This window comes from Edwardsiella ictaluri ATCC 33202 (assembly GCF_000264785.1).
GTDB classification, from domain to species: Bacteria; Pseudomonadota; Gammaproteobacteria; order Enterobacterales; family Enterobacteriaceae; genus Edwardsiella; species Edwardsiella ictaluri.
The window spans coordinates 1-20,287 of the sequence record NZ_AFJI01000082.1 but is presented as its reverse complement, the minus strand read 5'-3'; the positions used below and the strand labels follow the sequence as shown (position 1 = coordinate 20,287).

At 59.0% G+C, this 20,287-nt stretch carries 15 protein-coding genes and 1 pseudogene; 8 read left to right on the top strand and 8 right to left on the bottom strand.

Features of this window, described 5'->3' with window-relative positions:
• The first annotated feature begins 25 nt into the window (after window positions 1–25).
• Window positions 26–1,723, top strand: a complete 1,698-nt coding sequence (locus tag EIEH_RS12645; protein WP_035609780.1) for an NAD-dependent malic enzyme — start codon at window positions 26–28, stop codon at window positions 1,721–1,723.
• A 179-nt stretch (window positions 1,724–1,902) separates the two neighbouring features.
• Window positions 1,903–2,637 (top strand): outer membrane permeability protein SanA, encoded by a 735-nt coding sequence (gene sanA / locus EIEH_RS12640; protein WP_015870644.1) that lies wholly within the window; start codon window positions 1,903–1,905, stop codon window positions 2,635–2,637.
• Between the two features lie 55 nt (window positions 2,638–2,692).
• Here the strand turns inward: sanA and EIEH_RS19750 are convergent.
• The 3 genes and pseudogenes from EIEH_RS19750 to folE all read right to left on the bottom strand — a co-directional run.
• Window positions 2,693–3,025, bottom strand: a pseudogene (locus EIEH_RS19750) (EAL domain-containing protein); the annotation flags it as partial.
• A 791-nt stretch (window positions 3,026–3,816) separates the two neighbouring features.
• Window positions 3,817–4,989 carry a DUF418 domain-containing protein YeiB gene (gene yeiB / locus EIEH_RS12630; protein WP_015870642.1) on the bottom strand — a complete coding sequence of 391 codons (1,173 nt, stop codon included), beginning with the start codon at window positions 4,987–4,989 and terminating at the stop codon, window positions 3,817–3,819.
• 72 nt (window positions 4,990–5,061) lie between these two features.
• The gene (gene folE, locus EIEH_RS12625) at window positions 5,062–5,724 is read right to left on the bottom strand and encodes a GTP cyclohydrolase I FolE (RefSeq protein WP_015870641.1); all 663 of its coding nucleotides are present in this window, start codon (window positions 5,722–5,724) and stop codon (window positions 5,062–5,064) included.
• 449 nt (window positions 5,725–6,173) lie between these two features.
• Between folE and moeA the strand changes: the two genes are divergently transcribed.
• The 3 genes from moeA (at window position 6,174) to EIEH_RS12610 (ending at window position 9,482) form a co-directional block, all read left to right on the top strand.
• Window positions 6,174–7,412, top strand: coding sequence for a molybdopterin molybdotransferase MoeA (moeA, locus tag EIEH_RS12620; RefSeq protein WP_015870640.1), 1,239 nt, complete (start codon window positions 6,174–6,176; stop codon window positions 7,410–7,412).
• Between the two features lies 1 nt (window position 7,413).
• Entirely contained in the window at window positions 7,414–8,193 is a 780-nt protein-coding gene (gene moeB / locus EIEH_RS12615) for a molybdopterin-synthase adenylyltransferase MoeB (protein ID WP_035609775.1), read from the top strand.
• Window positions 8,194–8,786: 593 nt separating this feature from the next.
• Entirely contained in the window at window positions 8,787–9,482 is a 696-nt protein-coding gene (locus EIEH_RS12610) for an aspartate/glutamate racemase family protein (RefSeq protein ID WP_015870638.1), read from the top strand.
• A 521-nt stretch (window positions 9,483–10,003) separates the two neighbouring features.
• Here the strand turns inward: EIEH_RS12610 and mdoH are convergent.
• The 3 genes from mdoH to EIEH_RS12595 form a co-directional block, all read right to left on the bottom strand.
• Window positions 10,004–12,559 (bottom strand): glucans biosynthesis glucosyltransferase MdoH, encoded by a 2,556-nt coding sequence (gene mdoH / locus EIEH_RS12605; RefSeq protein WP_015870637.1) that lies wholly within the window; start codon window positions 12,557–12,559, stop codon window positions 10,004–10,006.
• Window positions 12,552–14,048: a glucan biosynthesis protein G gene (locus EIEH_RS12600; RefSeq protein WP_226092419.1), complete on the bottom strand. Its 1,497-nt coding sequence runs from the start codon at window positions 14,046–14,048 to the stop codon at window positions 12,552–12,554. Before EIEH_RS12600 ends, mdoH begins: the two co-directional genes overlap by 8 nt.
• 525 nt (window positions 14,049–14,573) lie before the next feature.
• Window positions 14,574–14,915, bottom strand: coding sequence for a DsrE family protein (locus EIEH_RS12595; RefSeq protein WP_015870635.1), 342 nt, complete (start codon window positions 14,913–14,915; stop codon window positions 14,574–14,576).
• Window positions 14,916–15,207: 292 nt separating this feature from the next.
• Between EIEH_RS12595 and EIEH_RS12590 the strand changes: the two genes are divergently transcribed.
• Entirely contained in the window at window positions 15,208–15,576 is a 369-nt protein-coding gene (locus tag EIEH_RS12590; protein ID WP_015870634.1) for a MysB family protein, read from the top strand.
• Between the two features lie 68 nt (window positions 15,577–15,644).
• Here the strand turns inward: EIEH_RS12590 and glk are convergent, their stop codons facing one another.
• The gene (glk, locus tag EIEH_RS12585; RefSeq protein ID WP_015870633.1) at window positions 15,645–16,610 is read right to left on the bottom strand and encodes a glucokinase; all 966 of its coding nucleotides are present in this window, start codon (window positions 16,608–16,610) and stop codon (window positions 15,645–15,647) included.
• A 391-nt stretch (window positions 16,611–17,001) separates the two neighbouring features.
• Between glk and EIEH_RS12580 the strand changes: the two genes are divergently transcribed.
• Entirely contained in the window at window positions 17,002–17,316 is a 315-nt protein-coding gene (locus EIEH_RS12580; protein ID WP_015870632.1) for a hypothetical protein, read from the top strand.
• Here the strand turns inward: EIEH_RS12580 and EIEH_RS12575 are convergent.
• Window positions 17,313–18,551, bottom strand: a complete 1,239-nt coding sequence (locus EIEH_RS12575; RefSeq protein WP_015870631.1) for an Nramp family divalent metal transporter — start codon at window positions 18,549–18,551, stop codon at window positions 17,313–17,315. The two genes, EIEH_RS12580 and EIEH_RS12575, sit on opposite strands and share 4 nt — an antisense overlap.
• A gap of 382 nt (window positions 18,552–18,933) precedes the next feature.
• Here EIEH_RS12575 and EIEH_RS12570 point away from each other — a divergent pair, with 382 nt between their 5' ends.
• Entirely contained in the window at window positions 18,934–20,118 is a 1,185-nt protein-coding gene (locus EIEH_RS12570; RefSeq protein ID WP_035609768.1) for a NupC/NupG family nucleoside CNT transporter, read from the top strand.
• Window positions 20,119–20,287: the final 169 nt, after the last annotated feature.

Genomic DNA, 20,287 nt, shown 5'->3' with positions numbered 1-20,287 from the left:
ATCCCGTTAACATAAGAGCGTACTTATGGATCTGGAACACGAAAGTAAACGTCCGCTGTATATTCCCTATGCCGGTCCCATCCTGCTGGAATTTCCACTGCTCAACAAAGGCAGCGCCTTCAGCGAAGAAGAGCGTAACACCTTTAATCTGAACGGCCTGCTCCCTGAGGCCATCGAAACCATTGAAGAGCAGGTTGAGCGCGCCTATCGCCAGTTTTGTGATTTTCATAGCGCCACCGAGCAACATATCTACCTGCGTAATATTCAGGATACCAACGAGACCCTGTTTTACCGCCTGCTGCGCAGCCACCTTAGCGAGATGATGCCCATCATCTATACTCCGACGGTCGGCGAAGCCTGTGAGCACTTTTCCTATATCTACCGGCGCGCCCGCGGGCTGTTTATCGCCTATCCCAACCGCGATCGCATCGATGACATGCTGCAAAATGCCACTAAACAGAATGTAAAGGTGATCGTGGTCACCGATGGCGAACGTATCCTTGGCCTTGGCGATCAGGGCATCGGCGGTATGGGGATCCCTATCGGTAAACTGTCACTGTACACCGCCTGTGGCGGCATCAGCCCGGCCTATACCCTTCCCGTTGTGTTGGACGTCGGTACCAATAATCCACAACGCCTCAACGATCCACTGTACATGGGCTGGCGCCATCCGCGCATCACCGGCGATGAATATAATGCGTTCGTCGAGGAGTTCATTCAGGCGGTCAAACGTCGCTGGCCGGATGTTCTGCTGCAGTTTGAGGACTTTGCCCAGAAAAACGCCATGCCGCTGCTGAGCCGCTATCGCGATCGGTTATGCTGTTTTAACGACGACATTCAGGGCACCGCGGCTGTCACCCTGGGCAGCCTGATCGCCGCCAGTCACGCCGCCGGCAGCCGTCTGCGCGATCAGACCATTACCTTCCTTGGCGCCGGATCTGCCGGATGTGGTATCGCGGAACAGATCATCGCCCAGATGATCGCCGAGGGGCTGAGCGATGAAGAGGCGCGGACGCGCATCTTCATGGTCGATCGCTTCGGACTGCTAACCGATCGCCTGCCCAACCTGCTCGACTTCCAAAGTCGTCTGGTACAGAAACGGCCAGCGCTGGCCGGATGGCAAACGGAGAGTGAAGGGATCTCCCTGCTCGATGTGGTACGCAATGCCCACCCCACGGTGTTGATCGGCGTATCGGGCCAGCCGGGGCTGTTCAGCGAAGCGATCGTGCGCGAAATGCACAGCCACTGCCCCCGCCCCATCATCATGCCGCTCTCCAACCCCACCTCCCGGGTGGAAGCCCGTCCGGAGGATATCATCAACTGGACCGATGGCGCGGCGTTGGTCGCCAGCGGCAGTCCCTTCGAACCGGTGCTCTATCAGGGAGAGCGCTACCCGATAGCCCAGTGTAACAACGCCTATATCTTCCCCGGTATCGGCCTGGGCGTCCTGGCCAGCGGTGCGCGGCGGGTAACCGACGGCATGCTGATGGCCGCCAGCCGGGCGCTGGCCGACAGCTCGCCGCTGGCACGCGACGGCCACGGATCCCTGTTACCGGATCTGAAGGATATCCAGCAGGTTTCACGCGACATCGCCTTTCAGGTTGCCAAGGCAGCCCAACGCCAGGGCGTAGCAGTGCAGACCTCGGACGAGGCGCTGCTACAGGCCATTGAGCATAACTTCTGGCTGCCGATATACCGTAGCTATAAGCGGACCTCGTTCTGATCGCCACCCTCGGCGGTGCCCCATAACGGGGCGCTGGCCGTCTCATGCCCGGGCCTCTGCGGCCCGGCTCTCTTTCCCGCGTAAATAACCGCCATCCGCCCTGCACGCGTGCCTTATGACTTGCGCCGCACCGGCGGGTAAAGTAGCCTCGGGAGAGAGAAAATAACGGGAAGTACGCCATGTGGTGGAAGCGACTCATATATGGCCTGATCGGCGTTGGCATCCTATCGGGGCTGGCGGCGCTGGCGCTTGACCGCTGGATAAGCTGGGTCACGGCCCCCTATATCTACGAAGACGTGCAGGACCTGCCGCGCCGCGAGGTCGGGGTGGTGCTGGGAACCGCTAAATATGTAGCCCCCGGTGTTATCAATCAGTATTACCGCTACCGTATCCAGGGCGCGCTGAATGCCTATAACAGCAATAAGGTCAGCTATCTGCTACTGAGCGGCGACAATGCCCTGCAAAGCTACAATGAGCCGGTGACCATGCGCCGTGATCTGATCGCCGCAGGGGTACCGAACGGCGATATCGTGCTGGACTATGCCGGCTTCCGCACCCTGGACTCGGTCGTGCGTACCCGCCGGGTCTTTGATACCGATGACTTCACCATTATCACCCAGCGTTTCCACTGCGAGCGGGCGCTGTTTATCGCCATGCATCTCGGCATTCAGGCTCAGTGTCTGGCGGTACCCTCTCCCAAAGATATGCTGCTGGTGCGCCTGCGCGAAATTGGCGCCCGCCTTGGCGCCCTCTCCGATCTCTACCTACTTCAGCGCCAGCCGCGTTTTCTCGGCCCGCCGATCCCGATCCCTGCGGTGCATAAGGTCGCGGCCGATGCCCAGAGTTACCCGGCGGTACTGCCTGAACAGCTGCAGGCGCTGGAGCAGCAGGCCCATCACCCGGCGGCCCCCTAGCCGACACAAATCGGGCGCGCTGCAGTGCCTGCGTCAGTGGACGCGGCTCGCCCAGTAAAAACCCCTGCAGATACCGCCCTCCAAAACTGCACAGGACCTCCATTGACTCACACGATTCAACGTACTCGACAACCACCTGCAACCGCCGCTCGCGGGCGATGTCGTAGATAGACTTGATGATCAGGTGGTCCAGTGAGCTGCTGACGATATCTTTGACAAACATGCCGTCGATCTTCACCACATCCGCGTTAAGGTATTTCAGACGCTGATAGTTGGAGAGTCCGGTACCGAAGTCATCGATGGCGATCTTAAAACAGTAGGTACGTAAGGTGCGCACCGTCTCCAGCTCGGCGTTTTCATCCAGTAAATTGTTGCCCGGTGATCTCAACGATCATCGCCTGCAGCCGTACCTGATAACGTTCAGAGAGGATGATGCCTGCGCGGCCACACCGTTTTGCATCAGCGTCAGCGGCATCAGGTTTACCCAAAAATAGGTACTGGAGCTGTTCAGCCCGGCGCGGGGTATGATGGCGTGAATCGGGGAGCATTCCGGGCGGGACAGATTCTCCGCGTAGGACCGTGCTCCCGGCAGGTTATTACCCAGCACCTTCCGTCATTTTAACGCCGCATCAGCACCAACCCGGCTGATCATAAAGCCTATACCGTGACGCAACGCGAATAAACGCGTACGTCGCGCTTTCCAAGTGGCATATTTTATAGATTAAACAATCTAACACCAGAACGGTGATACAAAACGCAGGAGATAAATTTATTAATAAAAATTAAATTATTACAATGACAAAATCACACAAATAAAATCAACCTCAGGGCAAATCACGCTGCGGATGAGGAAATTAGCGCCGAACACAAATATAAAATAATAAAACCCGCAGAATAACAGCCTATCCCAGTAGGAATATATTGTTGCAACCAGTTTGGACACGGACAACGCACAACAACCGGAGTGTACACGCAGTAGGTGAGAATGGTGAGCACAGCCCAGGGCCACAATGGCAAATCAAATAGCCTGCTGGGATAAGATCTAAATCATGCAGAGAAAATAAAACCAGAAACCCGCTATTTTTAATGGCAGTGCGGGAGGAGGTCAAGCGCAATAGCGAAATTGACAATGACGATTTTTAGAATGTGCTGGGCATGACATCGGGATCCCCAGTAAGATCAGCTGTGCAGAAACAGTCCGGTCAAACGGCGCCACAGCCACTCTACTGGCCCCTGACGGAAGACGCGCAGCCAGAGCGTCGCAAACAGCAGGCAGCAACCCCATACCGGCAGCACCCACAGCAGTAGCATGGCGCGCCCGGCGTGGTTGAACAGCCCCAGTCGATAAAATAACGTAGTACAAATTAGCGTCTGCAGCAAATAGTTGCTCAGGGCCATACGGCCAACCCGCTGCAGGGCGGCGGTCAGCCACCAGCCCGACAGGCGCGGCCAGGCGGCATAGATCAGCGCCACATACCCCAGCATCATCAGCGGCGCTGCCAGCTCACCGGGCAGCTGTAGCAGGTAGCCGCACCAGCGAAAATCCCAGCGCAGATACCACTGCAGACCGCTGCCCAACGCCTGGATCGCCAGCCCACCCAGCAGCAGCCCGACTCCGCAGCGCCGGTAGTGGGCAGAGGAAAAGCGGCCGCGCAACCAGCCGCAGCGCATCAGTCCCGCGCCCAGCAGCATCACCCCGCACAGCTGCCAACCATACTGCAGCGCCAGCGCCAGCAGATTGCTGATCAACAGCTCGCCGCGGTTACGCCAGGCCTCAACGCCCCCGCGCAGCTTCCAATAGGTCTCATACTGGATCTCGGCATAGTCGGCCTGCCAAAAGCCATGCGGCTCTGCCTGGCTCATCACGGCCAACAGCAGCAGTATCCCCACGCCAACGGCATACATCCCCACTCCGCGGTACAGCAGGCCGCGGCTAGAATCGGCGTCGCGGATCGTCCGCCAGCACATCAGGCCGATAAGGCCATACGCCAGAAGAATATCGCCATCCCACAGCAGCAGGGTATGCAATAGCCCAAACAGCATCAGCCATCCCAGGCGCGCCTGGATCCAGCGTCCCCCACGCGGCAGCTGCAGCTGCAGACCGGCGCCGAACAGCAGCGCAAACATGGCCAGAAACTTACCCTGCACCGCCAGACTGAGCAGCAGCCATGCCCCCTGATCCCAGACCGGGGGGATCCCCTGATAGGCAGGGTTCAGGTACGCCGCCTTGGGCAGGGCAAACCCGATGATATTCATCAGCAGGATCCCCAGCAGCGCGATGCCGCGCAGGGCATCCAGCGCTGCGATCCGGGGCGTCCGTCCCCGCTCCGCCGCCACAGGCACCCCGGCCATGGTGGTATTCCCCGTCGTTTGCAGATGAGGACGCCGGTATCGCGCCGGTGTCTTCATGCTTCTGAGCCCGGGCTAAACGTGGTGACGCACCGCGCGCAGAAACTCCTGGCGGGTATTTTGACTGGTTTTAAACAGCCCGCCCAGCGAGGTGGTGGTGGTCGCGCTGGTCGCATCGCGTACGCCGCGGGCTTTGACGCAGTAGTGCACCGCATCGATGGAGACGGCGACGTTCTTGGTCCCCAGCAGCGTCTGCAGCGCCACCAGGATTTGCTGGGTCAACCGCTCCTGTACCTGTGGGCGCTGGGCAAAAAAGCGGACAATCCGGTTGATCTTGGACAGCCCAATCACCCTCTCTTTCGGGATGTAGGCGACCGTCGCCTTGCCATCGATGGTGACGAAATGGTGTTCGCAGGTGCTGGTCAGCGTAATATCGCGCACCGTCACCATCTCATCGACATCCATCTTATTTTCAATAATGGTGATTTTAGGAAAGTTGGCGTAATCCAGGCCGGAAAAAATTTCGTCCACGTACATTTTGGCGATCCGCGACGGTGTCTCTACAAGGCTGTCATCCGACAGATCCAGATTCAACAGCCTCATGACCTCGGTCATGTGCGCCTCAATCTGCGCCTTGCGCGTATCGCGCGCCAGCGGCTCGCCGCGCAGTGGAGTTTCCAACCCGCGCGCCAGCAGCGCCTCGTGCACCAGTGCAGCTTCTTTACTTAGCGATGACATCACTTATCTCCCGATACCTCTTATCTCTGCCCCTGAACCCCGGCCCCGCGCCAGCCTCCCCACACCGATGATCTCATTCTGGCTCTGCACCGATATGACACCGCGCAGCGAAACACGGCTTAACATGATACAGATCACGGCAATGCGTTGTCTCCCACTGTAATGAAGTCCGTAGCCTTAATCCAGCGCAATCCCTACTGCCGACAGTCAGGCATGCGATCCGCACATCCCCTCCCGACGCGGGCGCATGGGCTCACCCGCCCCGGGCGCCGCTTTCGCCCTCGATCGCGCGCGGTAAATTCGTTATTGCCTATCGCAGAAATCCGCCTCGCAGCGCAAGCCGCCCGCACAGCCGGGTCAGATTCTCCCCGGAGCGATAATCTGCCATAATGGACGCCATCGTTTACTTATCATCCCGCCACCGGCGGGTGATCACATCGGAGATTACGATGGATTGTTGTACCCCCCCGGATCTGCTTTCCCTGCAACAGGCACTGGATCGGCTGCTGAACGACACTCAGCCAATCGCCGATGATGAAGAGGTCTCCCTGACCGACGCTGCCGGGCGCATCAGCGCACAGCCCATTGTCTCACCGCTGGATGTACCGCCCTTTGCCAACGCTGCCATGGATGGCTATGCCGTACGTCTGGCCGATCTGGGCAGCGCCCAGCCGCTGCCCATCGCCGGCAAGGCATTTGCCGGTACGCCGTTTCAAGGCACCTGGCCAGCGCACAGCGCGATACGCATCATGACCGGCGCCGCCGTGCCGGAGGGGGCGGAAGCGGTGATCATGCAGGAGCAGGCCCAGGCTGGGGAGCAGGGGGTCAGCTTTAGCCATCCCGCGCAGCCGGGGCAAAACATTCGCCTGGTGGGCGAAGATATCCGCCGCGGTGCCGTGGTGCTGGATGCCGGCGTGCGCCTGGGCTGCGCCGAGCTGCCGCTGCTGGCCTCGCTGGGCATCACTCGTGTCCGGGTCATGCGCCGCCTGCGCGTCGCGCTGCTTTCCACCGGCGATGAGCTGCAGCCGGTCGGCAGCACGCTGGCAGCGGGGCAAATCTACGATACCAACCGCTTTGCCGTCACCCTGATGCTCAAACAGATGGGCTGTGACATCCTCGATCTGGGCATCGTCCGCGACGATCCGCAGGCGCTGCGCGACGCTTTCCGCCGCGCCGATGCACAGGCCGACCTGGTGATCAGCAGCGGCGGTGTCTCCGTTGGCGAGGCCGACTTTACTAAACAGATCCTTGATGAGGTCGGCACCATCAGCTTCTGGAAGCTGGCGATGAAACCGGGAAAACCCTTTGCCTTTGGCCAGCTGCGCCACGCGCTGTTCTGCGGTCTGCCGGGCAATCCGGTCTCCGCTGCCGTCACCTTCTATCAGCTGGTGCAGCCACTGCTGGCGCACCTTTCCGGCCACAGCCACTGGCAGGCACCGCAGCGTCTGAAAGCCCGCACCCTGAGTCCGCTGAAAAAGGCGCCGGGGCGCCTCGATTTTCAGCGCGGCATTGTCAGCAGCAATGCGCAGGGAGATCTGGAGGTGCGCAGCACCGGTCATCAGGGTTCCCACGTCTTCAGCTCCTTCGCTGCGGCGAATGCCTTTATCGTGCTGGAGCGTGAGCGCGGCGCCGTCTCCGCCGGTGAGACGGTGGATGTGGAGCTGTTCAACCCGCTGCTGAGGAGCTGAGATGGGCGATCGTGTACCGTTGCCTCCGCTGAGCGATGCGGAAACCCTGCGCTATAACCGTCAAATCGTACTGCGCGGCTTTGACTTTGACGGCCAGGAGCGTCTCAAGGGCAGCCGGGTGCTGATCGTCGGCCTCGGCGGGCTGGGCTGCGCCGCCGCCCAATACTTGGCGGCGGCCGGCGTCGGCCACCTGACGCTGCTCGACTTTGACACCGTCTCTCTGTCCAACCTGCAGCGGCAAATCCTACATACGGACGCGCGCATCGGGATGGATAAGGTGGCCTCTGCCCAGGAGGCACTGGCCGCCATTAATCCCCATATACGCCTGACCGCCATCGCCCGGCGCCTTGACGATGTAGCACTGGCGCAGCAGATAGCGCAGGCCGACGCCGTGCTGGACTGCACCGATAGCGTGGAGAGCCGCGAAAGCCTAAACCGCCTGTGCCGCAGCGCGGCGGTCCCGCTGATCTCCGGGGCCGCCATCCGCATGGAGGGACAGGTCTGCATTTTCACCTATCAGCCGGGCGAGCCCTGTTATCGCTGCCTGAGCCGTCTGTTCGGCGCTAACGCCCTCACCTGCGTTGAGGCGGGCGTGATGTCGCCTCTGGTCGGGATCATCGGTGCGACCCAGGCCATGGAGTGCATCAAGCTGCTGTGTCACTTTGGGGAGATCCCGCGCGGGCGCCTGATGCTGTACGACGCCATGGCGTCACAGTGGCGCAGTATGGCGCTGACCGCCAGCCCGGCGTGTGAGATCTGCGGGAGCCAGAGCGTCAGCTGACGCGCCTCCGACGCCGTGCGTAACACTTGTTCCCGGCCGGTGTTACGCTCCTCCCATTCATTCACGCTTGCCGTCGGGTCGCCCCCCGAGTCCCCCTGCACCACTGCTCCGCCCTGTTATGCCGTAGCCTTCTGCTGCTTTCCCCGCAGCGCTTGGCCAGCATCTCAGACCGCACACGCGCAGGCGCGGGTCCGCATTATTCTTCCTGTCCGGCGCCGTACGCGACGTGTAGCAGGAGATCATCCAGTCCGATGGGCCACTGCAGCGCACTATGCGGATCGCCTTCGACGAATGCGGACAAATCAGCCCGCCGCTGCGGGGCAAGGCGTAGAAGCCTGCGCCTGAACGCCACGCTGATGTACCGACAGCATGGCTGATATGCAGGTTGATGAGACCGGGTCCGGCGTTAGCCGGGGCAAGTGTTTTCGTCATGAACGCCTGGCCGATCGGCGGCGGTCCGAAGAGGGTATCGTTGTAATTCATACGCTATATCGTGACTCATCAGCGATAGGGTAACCCGTTGTTAATCCGCGGTGGGTCGGGTAATGTCATTATTATGATATGGAATTTATACCCCTAAGAAATGGAGGCATATGAAAGTACTGGGACTGTTAGGCGGGATGAGCTGGGAATCCACGATTCCTTATTACCGGCTGATCAACGAATACGTTAAAGCACAGATGGGCGGCTTGCACTCGGCGAAAATCGTTCTGTACAGCGTCAATTTCCATGCAATCGAGCAGCTGCAGCATCGCGGCGATTGGCAAGGCGCCGGGCTGATTCTGGCACAGGCAGCGGCATCACTGCGCGCGGCAGGTGCCGAGGCGATAGCGATCTGCACCAACACCATGCACAAGGTGGCTGAGCAGGTAGAACAGGCCTGCGGCCTGCCGCTGATCCATATCGCCGATGCAACAGCGCGGCAGGTGCAGCAGCAACATATCCACCGCGTCGGGCTGCTGGGCACGCGCTTTACCATGGAGCAGGATTTTTATCGCGGTCGACTACAGGATAAGTTTGGCATTGAGGTGGTAACACCGGCGGCGGCGGATCGCGACAGCATACACCGGATTATCTATGAGGAGCTGTGCCTGGGGCGCATTCACGATGCGTCGCGCCGGGAGTATCGGCGCATTATCAGCCGTCTGGAGCAGCAGGGCGCGCAGGGAATTATTTTCGGCTGCACCGAAATCGGCCTATTGGTCGGCCCACAAGACGCCGGGGTACCGGTCTTCGACACCACGGCGATCCATGCACGCGCCGCGGCGGAGTATATTCTGGCCCATTAAGTTCGTCGGCCATCATACGCGCTGCTGTATGGCGCGCTAAGCCCCGAGTCCCAAAAATGCCGCTACCGCAGGTCAATGCTGTGGTTTGCATGGGACTGGGGCGACCAACGACCAGCCGCTGTTATTGATGGTAGCATCCGAATAGCAAAGATTTATCCATCGCACTCCGGCGGCGGTAGTCCCCTCTGCCGTATAGATCGCCCGCTCCCGCCACGTTACCCTGTACCACGATCTGCCATTCAAGACCGTCCGACAGCGTCCGGCGTCCACTCAGCATGTGTTCAGTATACGCTGGGCCCCATCCAACGCTCACGGCCAAGCCGATTTTCCCCCGCGGGACAAGGCCGCCGGTATCTCCCGGCTCTCGCCCATCACGCTACCATCGGAGAGATCGCCAGATTAAGTATCGCAGTATTTTCTGAGACGCTGCTCAGCATAGGGAACCATGAAAAAACCCCTGCCAGCAGACCGCCCGCAGGGGATGGGAACACGCCTATACGGGGCTTAACGCTGTTTCATACTCAGGCCGGCATACGGTAAGCCGGCGCCAGCTGACGGTAGGCTGTATGCCACTGACTGTAGCGTTCCGGATCGGCCCACAGCGCCTGATGCAGACGCGCCATTACCACCGGGTCACTCAGCAGCGCCAGACGCTCCGTCTTGCCCAGGCTCCGCGGCGACTCGGCCAGCGCCTGAGTCACCCGTGCGTCCCGGTCGCGGGCAATCAGCGGATGATTACGGTGACGCGCCGTGGCCATACCGCAAGCCAGCGCGTTATACAGCGGATCCAGCAGGGCGTGCATAAAGCCATCGTCAAGCAGACGCTGATGATTCAGCGCCACATAGCGCTCGGTGGCGGCCATCTCAACCGGCGGCTGATACTCCTCAGGGATCAGGAACAACTTGGCGCGCTTGCACTGCAGCCCGAGGGTACGACGGCTGGTGATCACCGAGACAAATGGTGACAGGATCAGCGACACCACGATGGGCGACAGCCACCACAGGAAGCGCAGATCCAGCACCGCCATTCCCCCGGCCCAGACCAGCCCCAACAGCATCTGCGATCCATGGCGGCGGAAAGCCTCGCTCCAAGGCGTGGCATCGTCGTCACGCTGCGGCGACTGCCAGGTGATCGACCAGCCAAGGAACGCGCTGACCACAAAGACGGTGTGGAAGATCATCCGCACCGGCGCCAGCAGCACCGAGAACAGCATCTCCAGCAGCATTGAGGCCAGCAGACGCAACGGCCCGCCGAACTGACGCGATCCCTTGGCCCAGATCAGCACCACGCTCAGCAGCTTGGGCAAGAACAGCAGCACCAGGGTTGTCGAGAACAGCGCGATCGCCAGCTCTGGACGCCACTGCGGCCAGACGGGGAACAGCTGACGCGGCTGTAGGAAATACTGCGGCTCCATCAGCGTATGCACCACCTGCAGCGCGGTTGACAGCATCAGGAACAGGAACCACAGCGGTGCCGACAGGTAAGACATCACCCCGGTCAGGAACACCGCCCGGTGCACGGGATGCATGCCCTTGACGAAAAACAGCCTGAAGTTCATCAGGTTGCCCTGACACCAGCGGCGGTCGCGCTTCAGCTCATCCAGCAGGTTGGGCGGCAGCTCCTCATAGGATCCCGGCAGATCGTAGGCTATCCAGACTCCCCAGCCGGCGCGGCGCATCAGCGCGGCCTCGACAAAGTCATGGGAGAGGATCGAGCCGGCAAATGTCCCGTTGCCGGGCAGCGGCGCCAGAGCGCAGTGTTCAATAAACGGCTTCACACGGATAATCGCGTTGTGCCCCCAGTAGTGGGACTCCCCCAGCTGCCAGAAGTGCAGGCCAGCGGTAAACAGCGGGCCATACACACGGGTAGCAAACTGCTGAATACGCGCATACAGCGTATCCATGCCGGTGGCCTTCGGTGCGGTCTGAATAATACCGGCAGTCGGATTGGCCTCCATCAGGCGCACCAGCCCGGTCAGGCACTCGCCGCTCATCACGCTGTCGGCGTCCAGGATCACCATGTAGCTGTAGTTCCCACCCCAGCGACGACAAAAGTCGTCGATGTTGCCGGACTTGCGCTTCACGCGGCGGCGGCGGCGGCGATAGAAGATATGCCCTGCGCCGTCGACCTCCTGGCACAGCTCCATCCAGGCCTTCTGCTCGGCAACGCAAATATCCGGATCGCTGCTATCGCTAAGAATAAAGACATCAAAGTGCGCCAGTTGGCCGGTTGCCGCCACGGATTCATAGGTGGCCCGCAGCCCGGCGAACACCCGTGAGACGTCTTCGTTGCAGATGGGCATGATCAGCGCGGTCCGATGCGCCGGATCGATCGGCTCATCGCCGACGGTACTGGCGGAGATACTGTATTTATCCCGCCCGATCAGCAGCTGCAAAAAGCCCATCAGCGCCGTCCAGAAGCCAGCGGAAACCCAGCAGAACAGAATGGCAAACAGGATCAGGATACCGGACTGCAGCGTATAGGGCAGCAGCTCCAGCGTGTACTGCATCAGCGGTTTACCGTGGAAAATTGACATAGGGTCGACCAACCCCCACCCCTGATAGGGCAGGATGGTCTTCATATACCAGGTGGCAACCGCCGTCTGTCCAAAGGTCAGCAGCAACAGCGCCCAGCGACGCAGAGAGCCCATCCGGCGCCAGCGCTTATCGGCCTCAGCCTCCTGATGGCTCTGAAACGTATGCTTTGGTGGCGGCGTACGCCCCAGTAGCCGCTCCCACAGACGGACGAACGGGTTGGTACGCCAGATTTCCGGGAACATGGAGGTACGGCGGATCGTCGGCATGGCCTTGATAGCAGTATGACCTGCCTGATCCTGCACCAGCGCCGCCCGCTGATGTTCCCCATCGCGCCAGCCCAAATCGAGGCGTGCGGCCACGGAGCGCAGCGCAACGTCGGCATCCTCATCTACACCGTCGTTCGCACCGGCGAGCGACAGATGAACATCCTCCACGGAGTGCGGCAGATGGGAAAGGTGTTGATCGAGTGCGCTCCGTTGCTCCGCGCCCGACGCCAACGCCTGTAGATAGGCGTTGGCATTTTCCTGAGATTTATTCATTGGCGGGTAACTGATAGCTCCAGGTTTCACTCAGCGGCTTACCGTCCTTGATCAGATAAGCGCGCATTTCCACCGGCTTCTTCGGATCGTTAACCTTGAAGCGCAGCGTCAGACGCCATCCCTTGGTCACGGGATTATAGTGCAGACTGTTCTCCAGCAGCTTGGTATTGTCGTCGGTGGTCACCTGCGTTGTTACCGGCGCATTCGGCTCCAGCCCTTTCAGCACCGGACCGACAAAGTCCACCAGCAGCGCGGTGCTGCCGTCCGCTTCGCGGATCAGGTTGGACTGCTTCACGTCACCGGCGGAGCGCAGGGTGCTTTTCACCCAGGCCAGATCGGGACGATGCAGCCTGGCTTCGTCGCGGGTAAAGATCAGGCGGTAGGCCACGTCCAGCGGTTTCCCGATCGGCGGCAGGCTATCCGGGATCCAGAAGGCAACGATATTGTCATTGGTTTCATCAGCAGTCGGGATCTCAACCAGCTCAACCTTGCCTTTCCCCCAGTTGCCGCGCGGCTCAATCCAGGCGCCTGGACGCAGATCGTAGCGGTCATCCAGATCCTGATAGGCGTTGAAGTCGCGGGTACGCTGCAGCAGGCCGAAGCCTTTCAGGTCGTCGACGCTGAAGGTGCTGACGGCGAGGTGTTTCGGGTTATTCAGCGGACGCCAGATCCACTCACCGTTACCGGAGGCGATAGACAGCCCCTCGGAGTCGTGCAACTGCGGGCGGTAGTTCACCGTCGGCGACGGCTGATTGGCACCGAACAGGTACATGCTGGTCAGTGGAGCGATGCCCAGCACCCCCACCTTATCGCGCAGGAAGACGCGGGCCTGCACATCCACCACGCTATCCGTACCCGGGCGCAGGATAAAGCGATAGGCACCGGTCGCACGCGGTGAGTCCAACAGGGCAAAAATCACCAGGTGCTTATCCTGCGGCTTCGGACGCTCGATCCAGAACTCGCGGAAACGCGGGAACTCCTCGCCAGAGGGCAGCGCGGTATCTATCGCCAGGCCGCGGGCAGAGAGGCCATAAACCTGCCCTTTACCGATCACCCGGAAGTAGCTGGCACCGAGCATGCTCATGATCTCGTCGTCTTTACCCGCCTTATTGATCGGGTACAGCACCTTAAATCCGGCAAACCCCAGATTCTTCACCGCATCCTTATCATGCTTAACGGAGCCAAAGTTGAAGTAATCCGGGCTGTACTTGATCTCCTTCACCGACGTCGCCGTCACCTCATTGATCTTCACCGGCGTGTCGAAGTACATCCCCTGGTGGTAAAAGGCCAGACGGAACGGATTCTTCTGCCCTGTCCAGTACAATTTGTCGTTGTTGAACTGAATCTGCTGATAGTCAGCAAACTTCATATTGCGAAACTCGGACGGCAGATTGCTTTTGGGTGCCTTATAAGACTGCTCCGCCAGCTTCTGTGCCTGTGCGGCAACATCATCCAATGAAAATGCCCACGCCTGCGCGCTGGCAAACATCATTAACATTGATACAGCCAGTCCGGAAACAGAACGCGATGTCGGCCGGATGGAGATTAAACGTGTAAGCACATACCCCCCTGATGGTGCTCAACCAAACCTAAAAACACGGTAATTAAGTTACTTGCTGCGGCTATAGTAATGGATTAGTTACCCTACAGACAACAAGCGGATAATACTCGCTGGACCAGCGATCAGACACATCCTGCCGAACGCATAAAATTTATGATAATTTCACATAAAAAACAATAAATTAAAACAATTCCATTGCTAATATTTCTGCCCAACTTTAACCATTTAGCGGCTAAACTATTCGCACTGTAGATTTAAAAATGCACACCTAAATAGAGTGCAGCATAATAAGTTTCCATAAACTGTTTTTTTATCCATGAAATATTTTTCAGACACTCGCCTGAATTGTCGTTAATTTGCGACAGAGGAACAAATTGGATTGTCGCTAATTTGAGACAGTATGAAAGACTTTCTCATTTAGCACAGGGGGAAGGCTCCGCTTGCGGATCGTGCTTAGGGTTTAATATACAGAAAACCCTGCTGCTGATGCTCCACCAGCGACAGCATTCCCGCCGGCACCGTATGGACGCCCATCAATAGCTGATCGACTAAGATCCCGTTTGCCCGCATGCTATTCTCACAGCCAAACAGTGCGATCCCCCGCATCTGCAGCGTCTCCCAATGCGGCGACTCCTCACAGTCCGCCAGCAGCGTACTGATGGCCGATCCGTTGAACAAAATATGAATTTCCGTCGGCTGACCATCGCGAATGGCCATCAGGTTACGGGCGTTATTAAATGCGTGCAGACAGTTGGCAGCCTCAGAGACGTGAAAAATCACTTTCATGGTTTGCATCAGCGTTAACCTTATCCCAAGCAGCGCGCCCCGCCGATGGCCGGAGGCAGCGTTATTCACTAAAAAATGCGATGTGCACGGCCTGCCGCCGTACCGCTCCCGTCTGACCATAGCAGCCAATGCGGCATATGTCATTGTCCTCCCATAGCTTAGTCTGCCCATCCCGAGTAAATTTTTTGCCACGCGCCTTGCAGCCCTGCGAATTAGGTCAACAATAAAACATTATCAGGGTCGTCGCCGTAGCGGGTACCTGCCCGATGGCCCTCCCCTACCCGACCGGAAGGAGCACACCATGGATATGTATCTGACGCTGGATGAAGCCATTGACGCCGCGCGTGAGACGTTTTTGGACGAACATGGCGACGACACCCCGCAGGTCAGTCAGCTTAACCTGCAAAAATATATCCTGCAGGATGGCGATACCCTATGGATGGCCGAGTTTCATGAGGATACTCAGGAGGATGGTGACGGCATCGCGCTGTTTTTTGGCGCCGCGGCGCAGGCGATTTTCGATGGCGACTATGACGACGGCGAAATCACCGAGGAGTGGCAGGAGGAGAGCACCCTCTATCAGTGGGACGACGATGACTTTCAGAATCAGCCGCCGCTGGACAGCGAGGAAGGAGAGAACGCCACCGCAGAGTGGGATGAGCCGAGCTGAGCTGTGGCGCTCACCAGCCGCGCCCGTCCCTGGTGCCGCACCCCGCAGCGGGATGCGGCGATGGCACCCTAGAGGCGGGCGCCTAAGTGCTGACGCAGGTAGGCTCCGGCACCAAGCAGGCCGGGGTTATCATGCACGATCAGAAAGACCGGGATCGGCGCAAGGTACGCCTTAAAGCGCCCCTTGTCCTCAAACGCCTGACGAAAGCCGGAGTCGCGGAAAAAAGCCAGAAAACGCGGCACGATCCCACCGGCGATATACACCCCACCAAAGGTGCCCATATTCAGCGCCAGATTGCCGCCAAAGCGCCCCATCATCACACAGAACAGTGACAGCGCCCGCCGACAGTCCGGGCAGTGGTCAGCCAGCGCCCGCTCGCTGACCTCCTGTGGCGTCAGGGGCTGAGGCGTCCGTCCCGCAACCCGGGCGACGGCACGATACAAATTGACCAGACCAGGCCCTGAGAGCACCCGCTCGGCAGAGACCCGCCCCAGATCAGTGCGCAGCGCCGCCAGCAGTGCGTCCTCTTCATCACTGCCGGTCGCGAAGTCCACGTGACCTCCCTCTCCCGGCAGGCTGATCCAGCGCTCCCCGGCCCGGATCAGGTGAGCGACGCCCAGCCCGGTACCGGCGCCGTAGATGGCGATAGGCCGATCTGGCTGCACCGTCTGACCGCCCAACTGCAGCAGACTCTCCGCAGGGAGAACCGGCACCGCCATAGAGACCGCGGTAAAGTCGTTGATCACCGACAGATGCGCCAGCCCCAGAGAGCGCTGCATCGCGCTGATGGAAAACGCCCAGCTGTGATTGGTCATCGCCACGCGATCGCCGGTGATCGGACAGGCGATGGCGATGCAGGCCGACGTCACCGATACCGCCTGCGCCTGCAGGTAGGTCCGGATGACCGACTCCAGGCTATCAAACTGCTGTCCCGGGTAGCTCTGCACCGCCTCGAGAGAGCCCGTATCGAGGCAACACAGCGCCAGGCGGGCATTGGTCCCACCCACATCACCAACCAACGCAAAACGGCTCATTTTCCGTCACTCCCCCTTTCTCTCTGCCGCGTCTTAGCGGGATCACCTCTACAGCCCCGCCATACCGACGGAGAGCCTATGCATGTCATCGAACAGTATGCCATCATCCGACAGCGGGAGACTCATCCCTGCGCCTCATCCCCCTTCCGGCGCAACGGGTACCTGCCACCTGCACCGCGCACGTCGGGTTACAGCCTCGCCGGACACCAACGGCACCTACGCTGTTCAGCCTAACACAGACGGTACGGTGTGGTGGGCATCTTTAGACACGAATCCGGCATACGGATAACTCTCAAAAAGGCACCGGCAGCCTCGCCCCCCCACCGGAGGGGGGACAAAACCGCTACACTGGGTGATATCCCGTTGCTGCCCGATGTATCTGGAGAGAGAGATGGCAAAAAATGGTTATCTATTGCTGGCGACGCTGTGGCTGCTCAGCGCTCCCCTGCAGGCCGATACGGATCTGCACCTGCTGCCGGGGGTCAAACTGTCCATCGATAATCCGCTGGAGGAAGCGTTGGAGCCGCTGGACGACTGGTCAGAAAACGCCCTTGAGCCGCTGGATGATTGGTCTGAAAAAGCGCTGGCGCCGCTGGATGACTGGCCAGAGAACGCGCTGCGCCACAGGAAATGGCGTGGCGATCGGGACGAGCAGGGCCGCCGCCCGATCTGGCATCGCCACCACAATGAGGATGACGATGATTAACCGGCCAACATGGTGAACAGCAGGTACAGGTTAAGCCCGACCACCAGAAAGACAATCACCCTGCCCACTGCCTGTACCAGGCGGCTATTGACCATGTCCCCCATCAGCGCACGGTTACCGGTAAAGGCCAGCAGCGGCAGCAGCGCCAGGGCGATCCCGAAGCTCAGTAAAACCTGGCTGAGCACCAGAATACGGGTCGCATCCAGACCGGCCAGGATCACGATAAACGACGGCAGCATGGTCACTGCACGGCGCAGCCACAGCGGAATGTGGAAATGAACGAACCCCTGCATGACAACCTGCCCCGCCAGCGTCCCCACCACCGTCGAGGAGAGACCTGCCGCGACCAGGCTCAGGCCAAAGATCGTGGCGGCGGCCTCACCGAGCAGCGGCTTCAGCGTCAGGTACGCCTGATCCAGCTCGCTGATCCCACTGTGCCCGTTAAAGTGGAAGGCCGCCGCTGCTGTCGCCATCATGGCCAAGTTAACAAAGCCGGCAATGGTCATGGCTATCGCCACGTCCAGTTTGGTCGAGGCATAGCGTTCCGCCCGGCTGCCTTTACTGCCGTTTTGGGTCAGCGACGAATGCAGATAGATAACATGCGGCATAATCGTCGCCCCCAGGACACCAGCGGCCAGCACCACCGCATCCTGCGTCGGCAGCTCCGGCAACAGCATACCCTGAGCCAGCCCGGCCACACTCGGGCGTGAGAAGACCAGCTCCACGATATAGGCGGCCGCGACAAACAGCAGCAGCGCACCGATCACCAGTTCCAGCGGCTTTTGACCGCGGCGTTGTAGTCCCAGGATCAGGAACGTCGCGATTCCGGTCAGCACCGCCCCCTGCAGCAGACTGACGCCCAACAGCAGCTTAAAGCCGATGGCGGCGCCGATAAACTCCGCCAAATCCGTGGCTATCGCGATGATCTCGGCCTGCACCCAATAGGCCCATACCGCCGGGCGCGGGAAGCGATCTCGGATATGTTCTGCCAGATTTTTTCCGGTCGCAATCCCCAGCTTGGCCGACAGCAGCTGAATCAGCATCGCCATCAGGTTGGCCCACACCACCACCCACAGCAGGGTGTAGCCGTATGAGGCACCGGCCTGAATATTGGTGGCAAAATTACCCGGATCGATATAACCAATGGCGGCAATAAAGGCAGGCCCCATCAGCGAGATCTTAATCCTGCGCGCCGGGGAGCGGGTGACGCCGTCTACGGTCCGAGAGTTCAACATAAGATGCCCTTACTGCCGTTGTTTCTATTATCTCTCAGTATAGATAGGTGATAATGATTATCAACAGCACTTTTGCGTTAATACCTATCTCTGCAATCGGCATATTCAATCGCACGCTTGAAAATAATCTCACAATAAAGGGCAATCACTGCGTAATTCTGATATGCTAATCACATTCGCACAGCTGCCATCCCGCGCTGTGTGTAGCGTTAAGCGCTCTCCTCCTATCCCGTTGACCTCGCGCATTTTTGTTACTTTTCTAACTTTTTCACTTACCACGTGAAAACAATTTAAATAAATGCAATCAATGTCTCGTTTTTAGTTTCAGTGTTACATAAAATTAGCTGAGAAATTTAGCCTGCCTCATAATTTGGAGCAAAGTATGTCCCCCGTTCTGCACTTTTTACTGGCCCTTGTGGTGGTGGCGGTACTCGCCCTGCTGGTCAGCCATGACCGCAAGAGCATCCGCGTGCGCTTTATTATTCAGTTGCTCGTGGTGGAAATTCTGCTGGCTTACTTCTTCCTCAACTCCGACATCGGTCTGGGGTTCGTCAAAGGTTTCTCTGGCTTCTTCGAGATACTGCTCAAGTTCGCCGCAGAAGGTACCAACTTTGTCTTCGGTAACATGACCGATAAAGGCCTGGCCTTCTTCTTCCTGAATGTACTGTGTCCGATCGTCTTCATCTCTGCGCTAATCGGTATCCTGCAACACATCCGTGTCCTGCCGATCGTTATCCGCGCTATCGGTACCGTTCTGTCCAAGATCAACGGCATGGGCAAGCTGGAATCCTTCAACGCCGTCAGTTCGCTGATCCTCGGCCAGTCTGAAAACTTCATTGCCTACAAAGACGTTCTGGGCAAAATGTCAGAGCGTCGCATGTACACTATGGCAGCAACGGCGATGTCGACCGTATCGATGTCCATCGTCGGCGCCTATATGACCATGTTGGATCCCAAGTATGTGGTAGCCGCGCTGGTATTGAACATGTTCAGCACCTTTATCGTGCTGTCCCTGATCAACCCCTATTCCGTTGAGGGGGAGACGGATCTGCAGCTGAAAAACACCCATGAAGGGCAGAGCTTCTTCGAAATGCTGGGGGAATATATCCTGGCGGGCTTCAAGGTCGCGATCATCGTCTCTGCCATGCTGATTGGTTTTATCGCCCTGATCGCGGCTGTCAACGCCCTGTTTGACACGCTTTTTGGCATTAGCTTCCAGGGTATCCTCGGCTACGTGTTCTACCCATTCGCCTGGATCATGGGGATCCCGAGCAGTGAGGCCCTGCACGCCGGTAGCATCATGGCAACCAAGCTGGTCTCCAATGAGTTCGTTGCCATGATTGACCTGCAGAAGATCGCCGGTGAGCTCTCTCCGCGCGCCCTGGGGATCCTGTCAGTATTCTTGGTCTCCTTTGCCAACTTCTCTTCTATCGGTATCGTTGCCGGTGCCATCAAGGGCCTGAATGAACACCAGGGTAACGTAGTCTCCCGTTTTGGTCTGAAGCTGGTCTATGGCTCTACGCTGGTCAGCATTCTTTCTGCGTCCATCGCTGGCCTGTTCCTGTAATTTGCTATCCACGCCATTACGATACCAGGCGCCCTACGGGGCGTCTTTTTTATTTCTCCCGTTCATGTTGGTTCCTAGAATTACTGAGATGCTAAGGGAGGCAGAGGCAGAGGCAGAGGCAGAGGCAGAGGACGAGACGACGAAGACGACGAAGGACGACGAAGGACGA

Excerpts from the sequence above, each read along its gene's own strand:
- EIEH_RS12610 (WP_015870638.1), top strand. The coding sequence starts at position 8,787 with ATGAAAGTACTGGGACTGTTAGGCGGGATGAGCTGGGAATCCACGATT.
- moeB (WP_035609775.1), top strand. The coding sequence starts at position 7,414 with ATGGGCGATCGTGTACCGTTGCCTCCGCTGAGCGATGCGGAAACCCTG.
- glk (WP_015870633.1), bottom strand. The coding sequence starts at position 16,610 with ATGAGCCGTTTTGCGTTGGTTGGTGATGTGGGTGGGACCAATGCCCGC.
- EIEH_RS12645 (WP_035609780.1), top strand. The coding sequence starts at position 26 with ATGGATCTGGAACACGAAAGTAAACGTCCGCTGTATATTCCCTATGCC.
- EIEH_RS12570 (WP_035609768.1), top strand. The coding sequence starts at position 18,934 with ATGTCCCCCGTTCTGCACTTTTTACTGGCCCTTGTGGTGGTGGCGGTA.
- EIEH_RS12580 (WP_015870632.1), top strand. The coding sequence starts at position 17,002 with ATGGCAAAAAATGGTTATCTATTGCTGGCGACGCTGTGGCTGCTCAGC.
- mdoH (WP_015870637.1), bottom strand. The coding sequence starts at position 12,559 with ATGAATAAATCTCAGGAAAATGCCAACGCCTATCTACAGGCGTTGGCG.
- EIEH_RS12595 (WP_015870635.1), bottom strand. The coding sequence starts at position 14,915 with ATGCAAACCATGAAAGTGATTTTTCACGTCTCTGAGGCTGCCAACTGT.
- EIEH_RS12590 (WP_015870634.1), top strand. The coding sequence starts at position 15,208 with ATGGATATGTATCTGACGCTGGATGAAGCCATTGACGCCGCGCGTGAG.
- yeiB (WP_015870642.1), bottom strand. The coding sequence starts at position 4,989 with ATGGCCGGGGTGCCTGTGGCGGCGGAGCGGGGACGGACGCCCCGGATC.
- moeA (WP_015870640.1), top strand. The coding sequence starts at position 6,174 with ATGGATTGTTGTACCCCCCCGGATCTGCTTTCCCTGCAACAGGCACTG.
- folE (WP_015870641.1), bottom strand. The coding sequence starts at position 5,724 with ATGTCATCGCTAAGTAAAGAAGCTGCACTGGTGCACGAGGCGCTGCTG.
- EIEH_RS12600 (WP_226092419.1), bottom strand. The coding sequence starts at position 14,048 with ATGTTTGCCAGCGCGCAGGCGTGGGCATTTTCATTGGATGATGTTGCC.
- EIEH_RS12575 (WP_015870631.1), bottom strand. The coding sequence starts at position 18,551 with ATGTTGAACTCTCGGACCGTAGACGGCGTCACCCGCTCCCCGGCGCGC.
- sanA (WP_015870644.1), top strand. The coding sequence starts at position 1,903 with ATGTGGTGGAAGCGACTCATATATGGCCTGATCGGCGTTGGCATCCTA.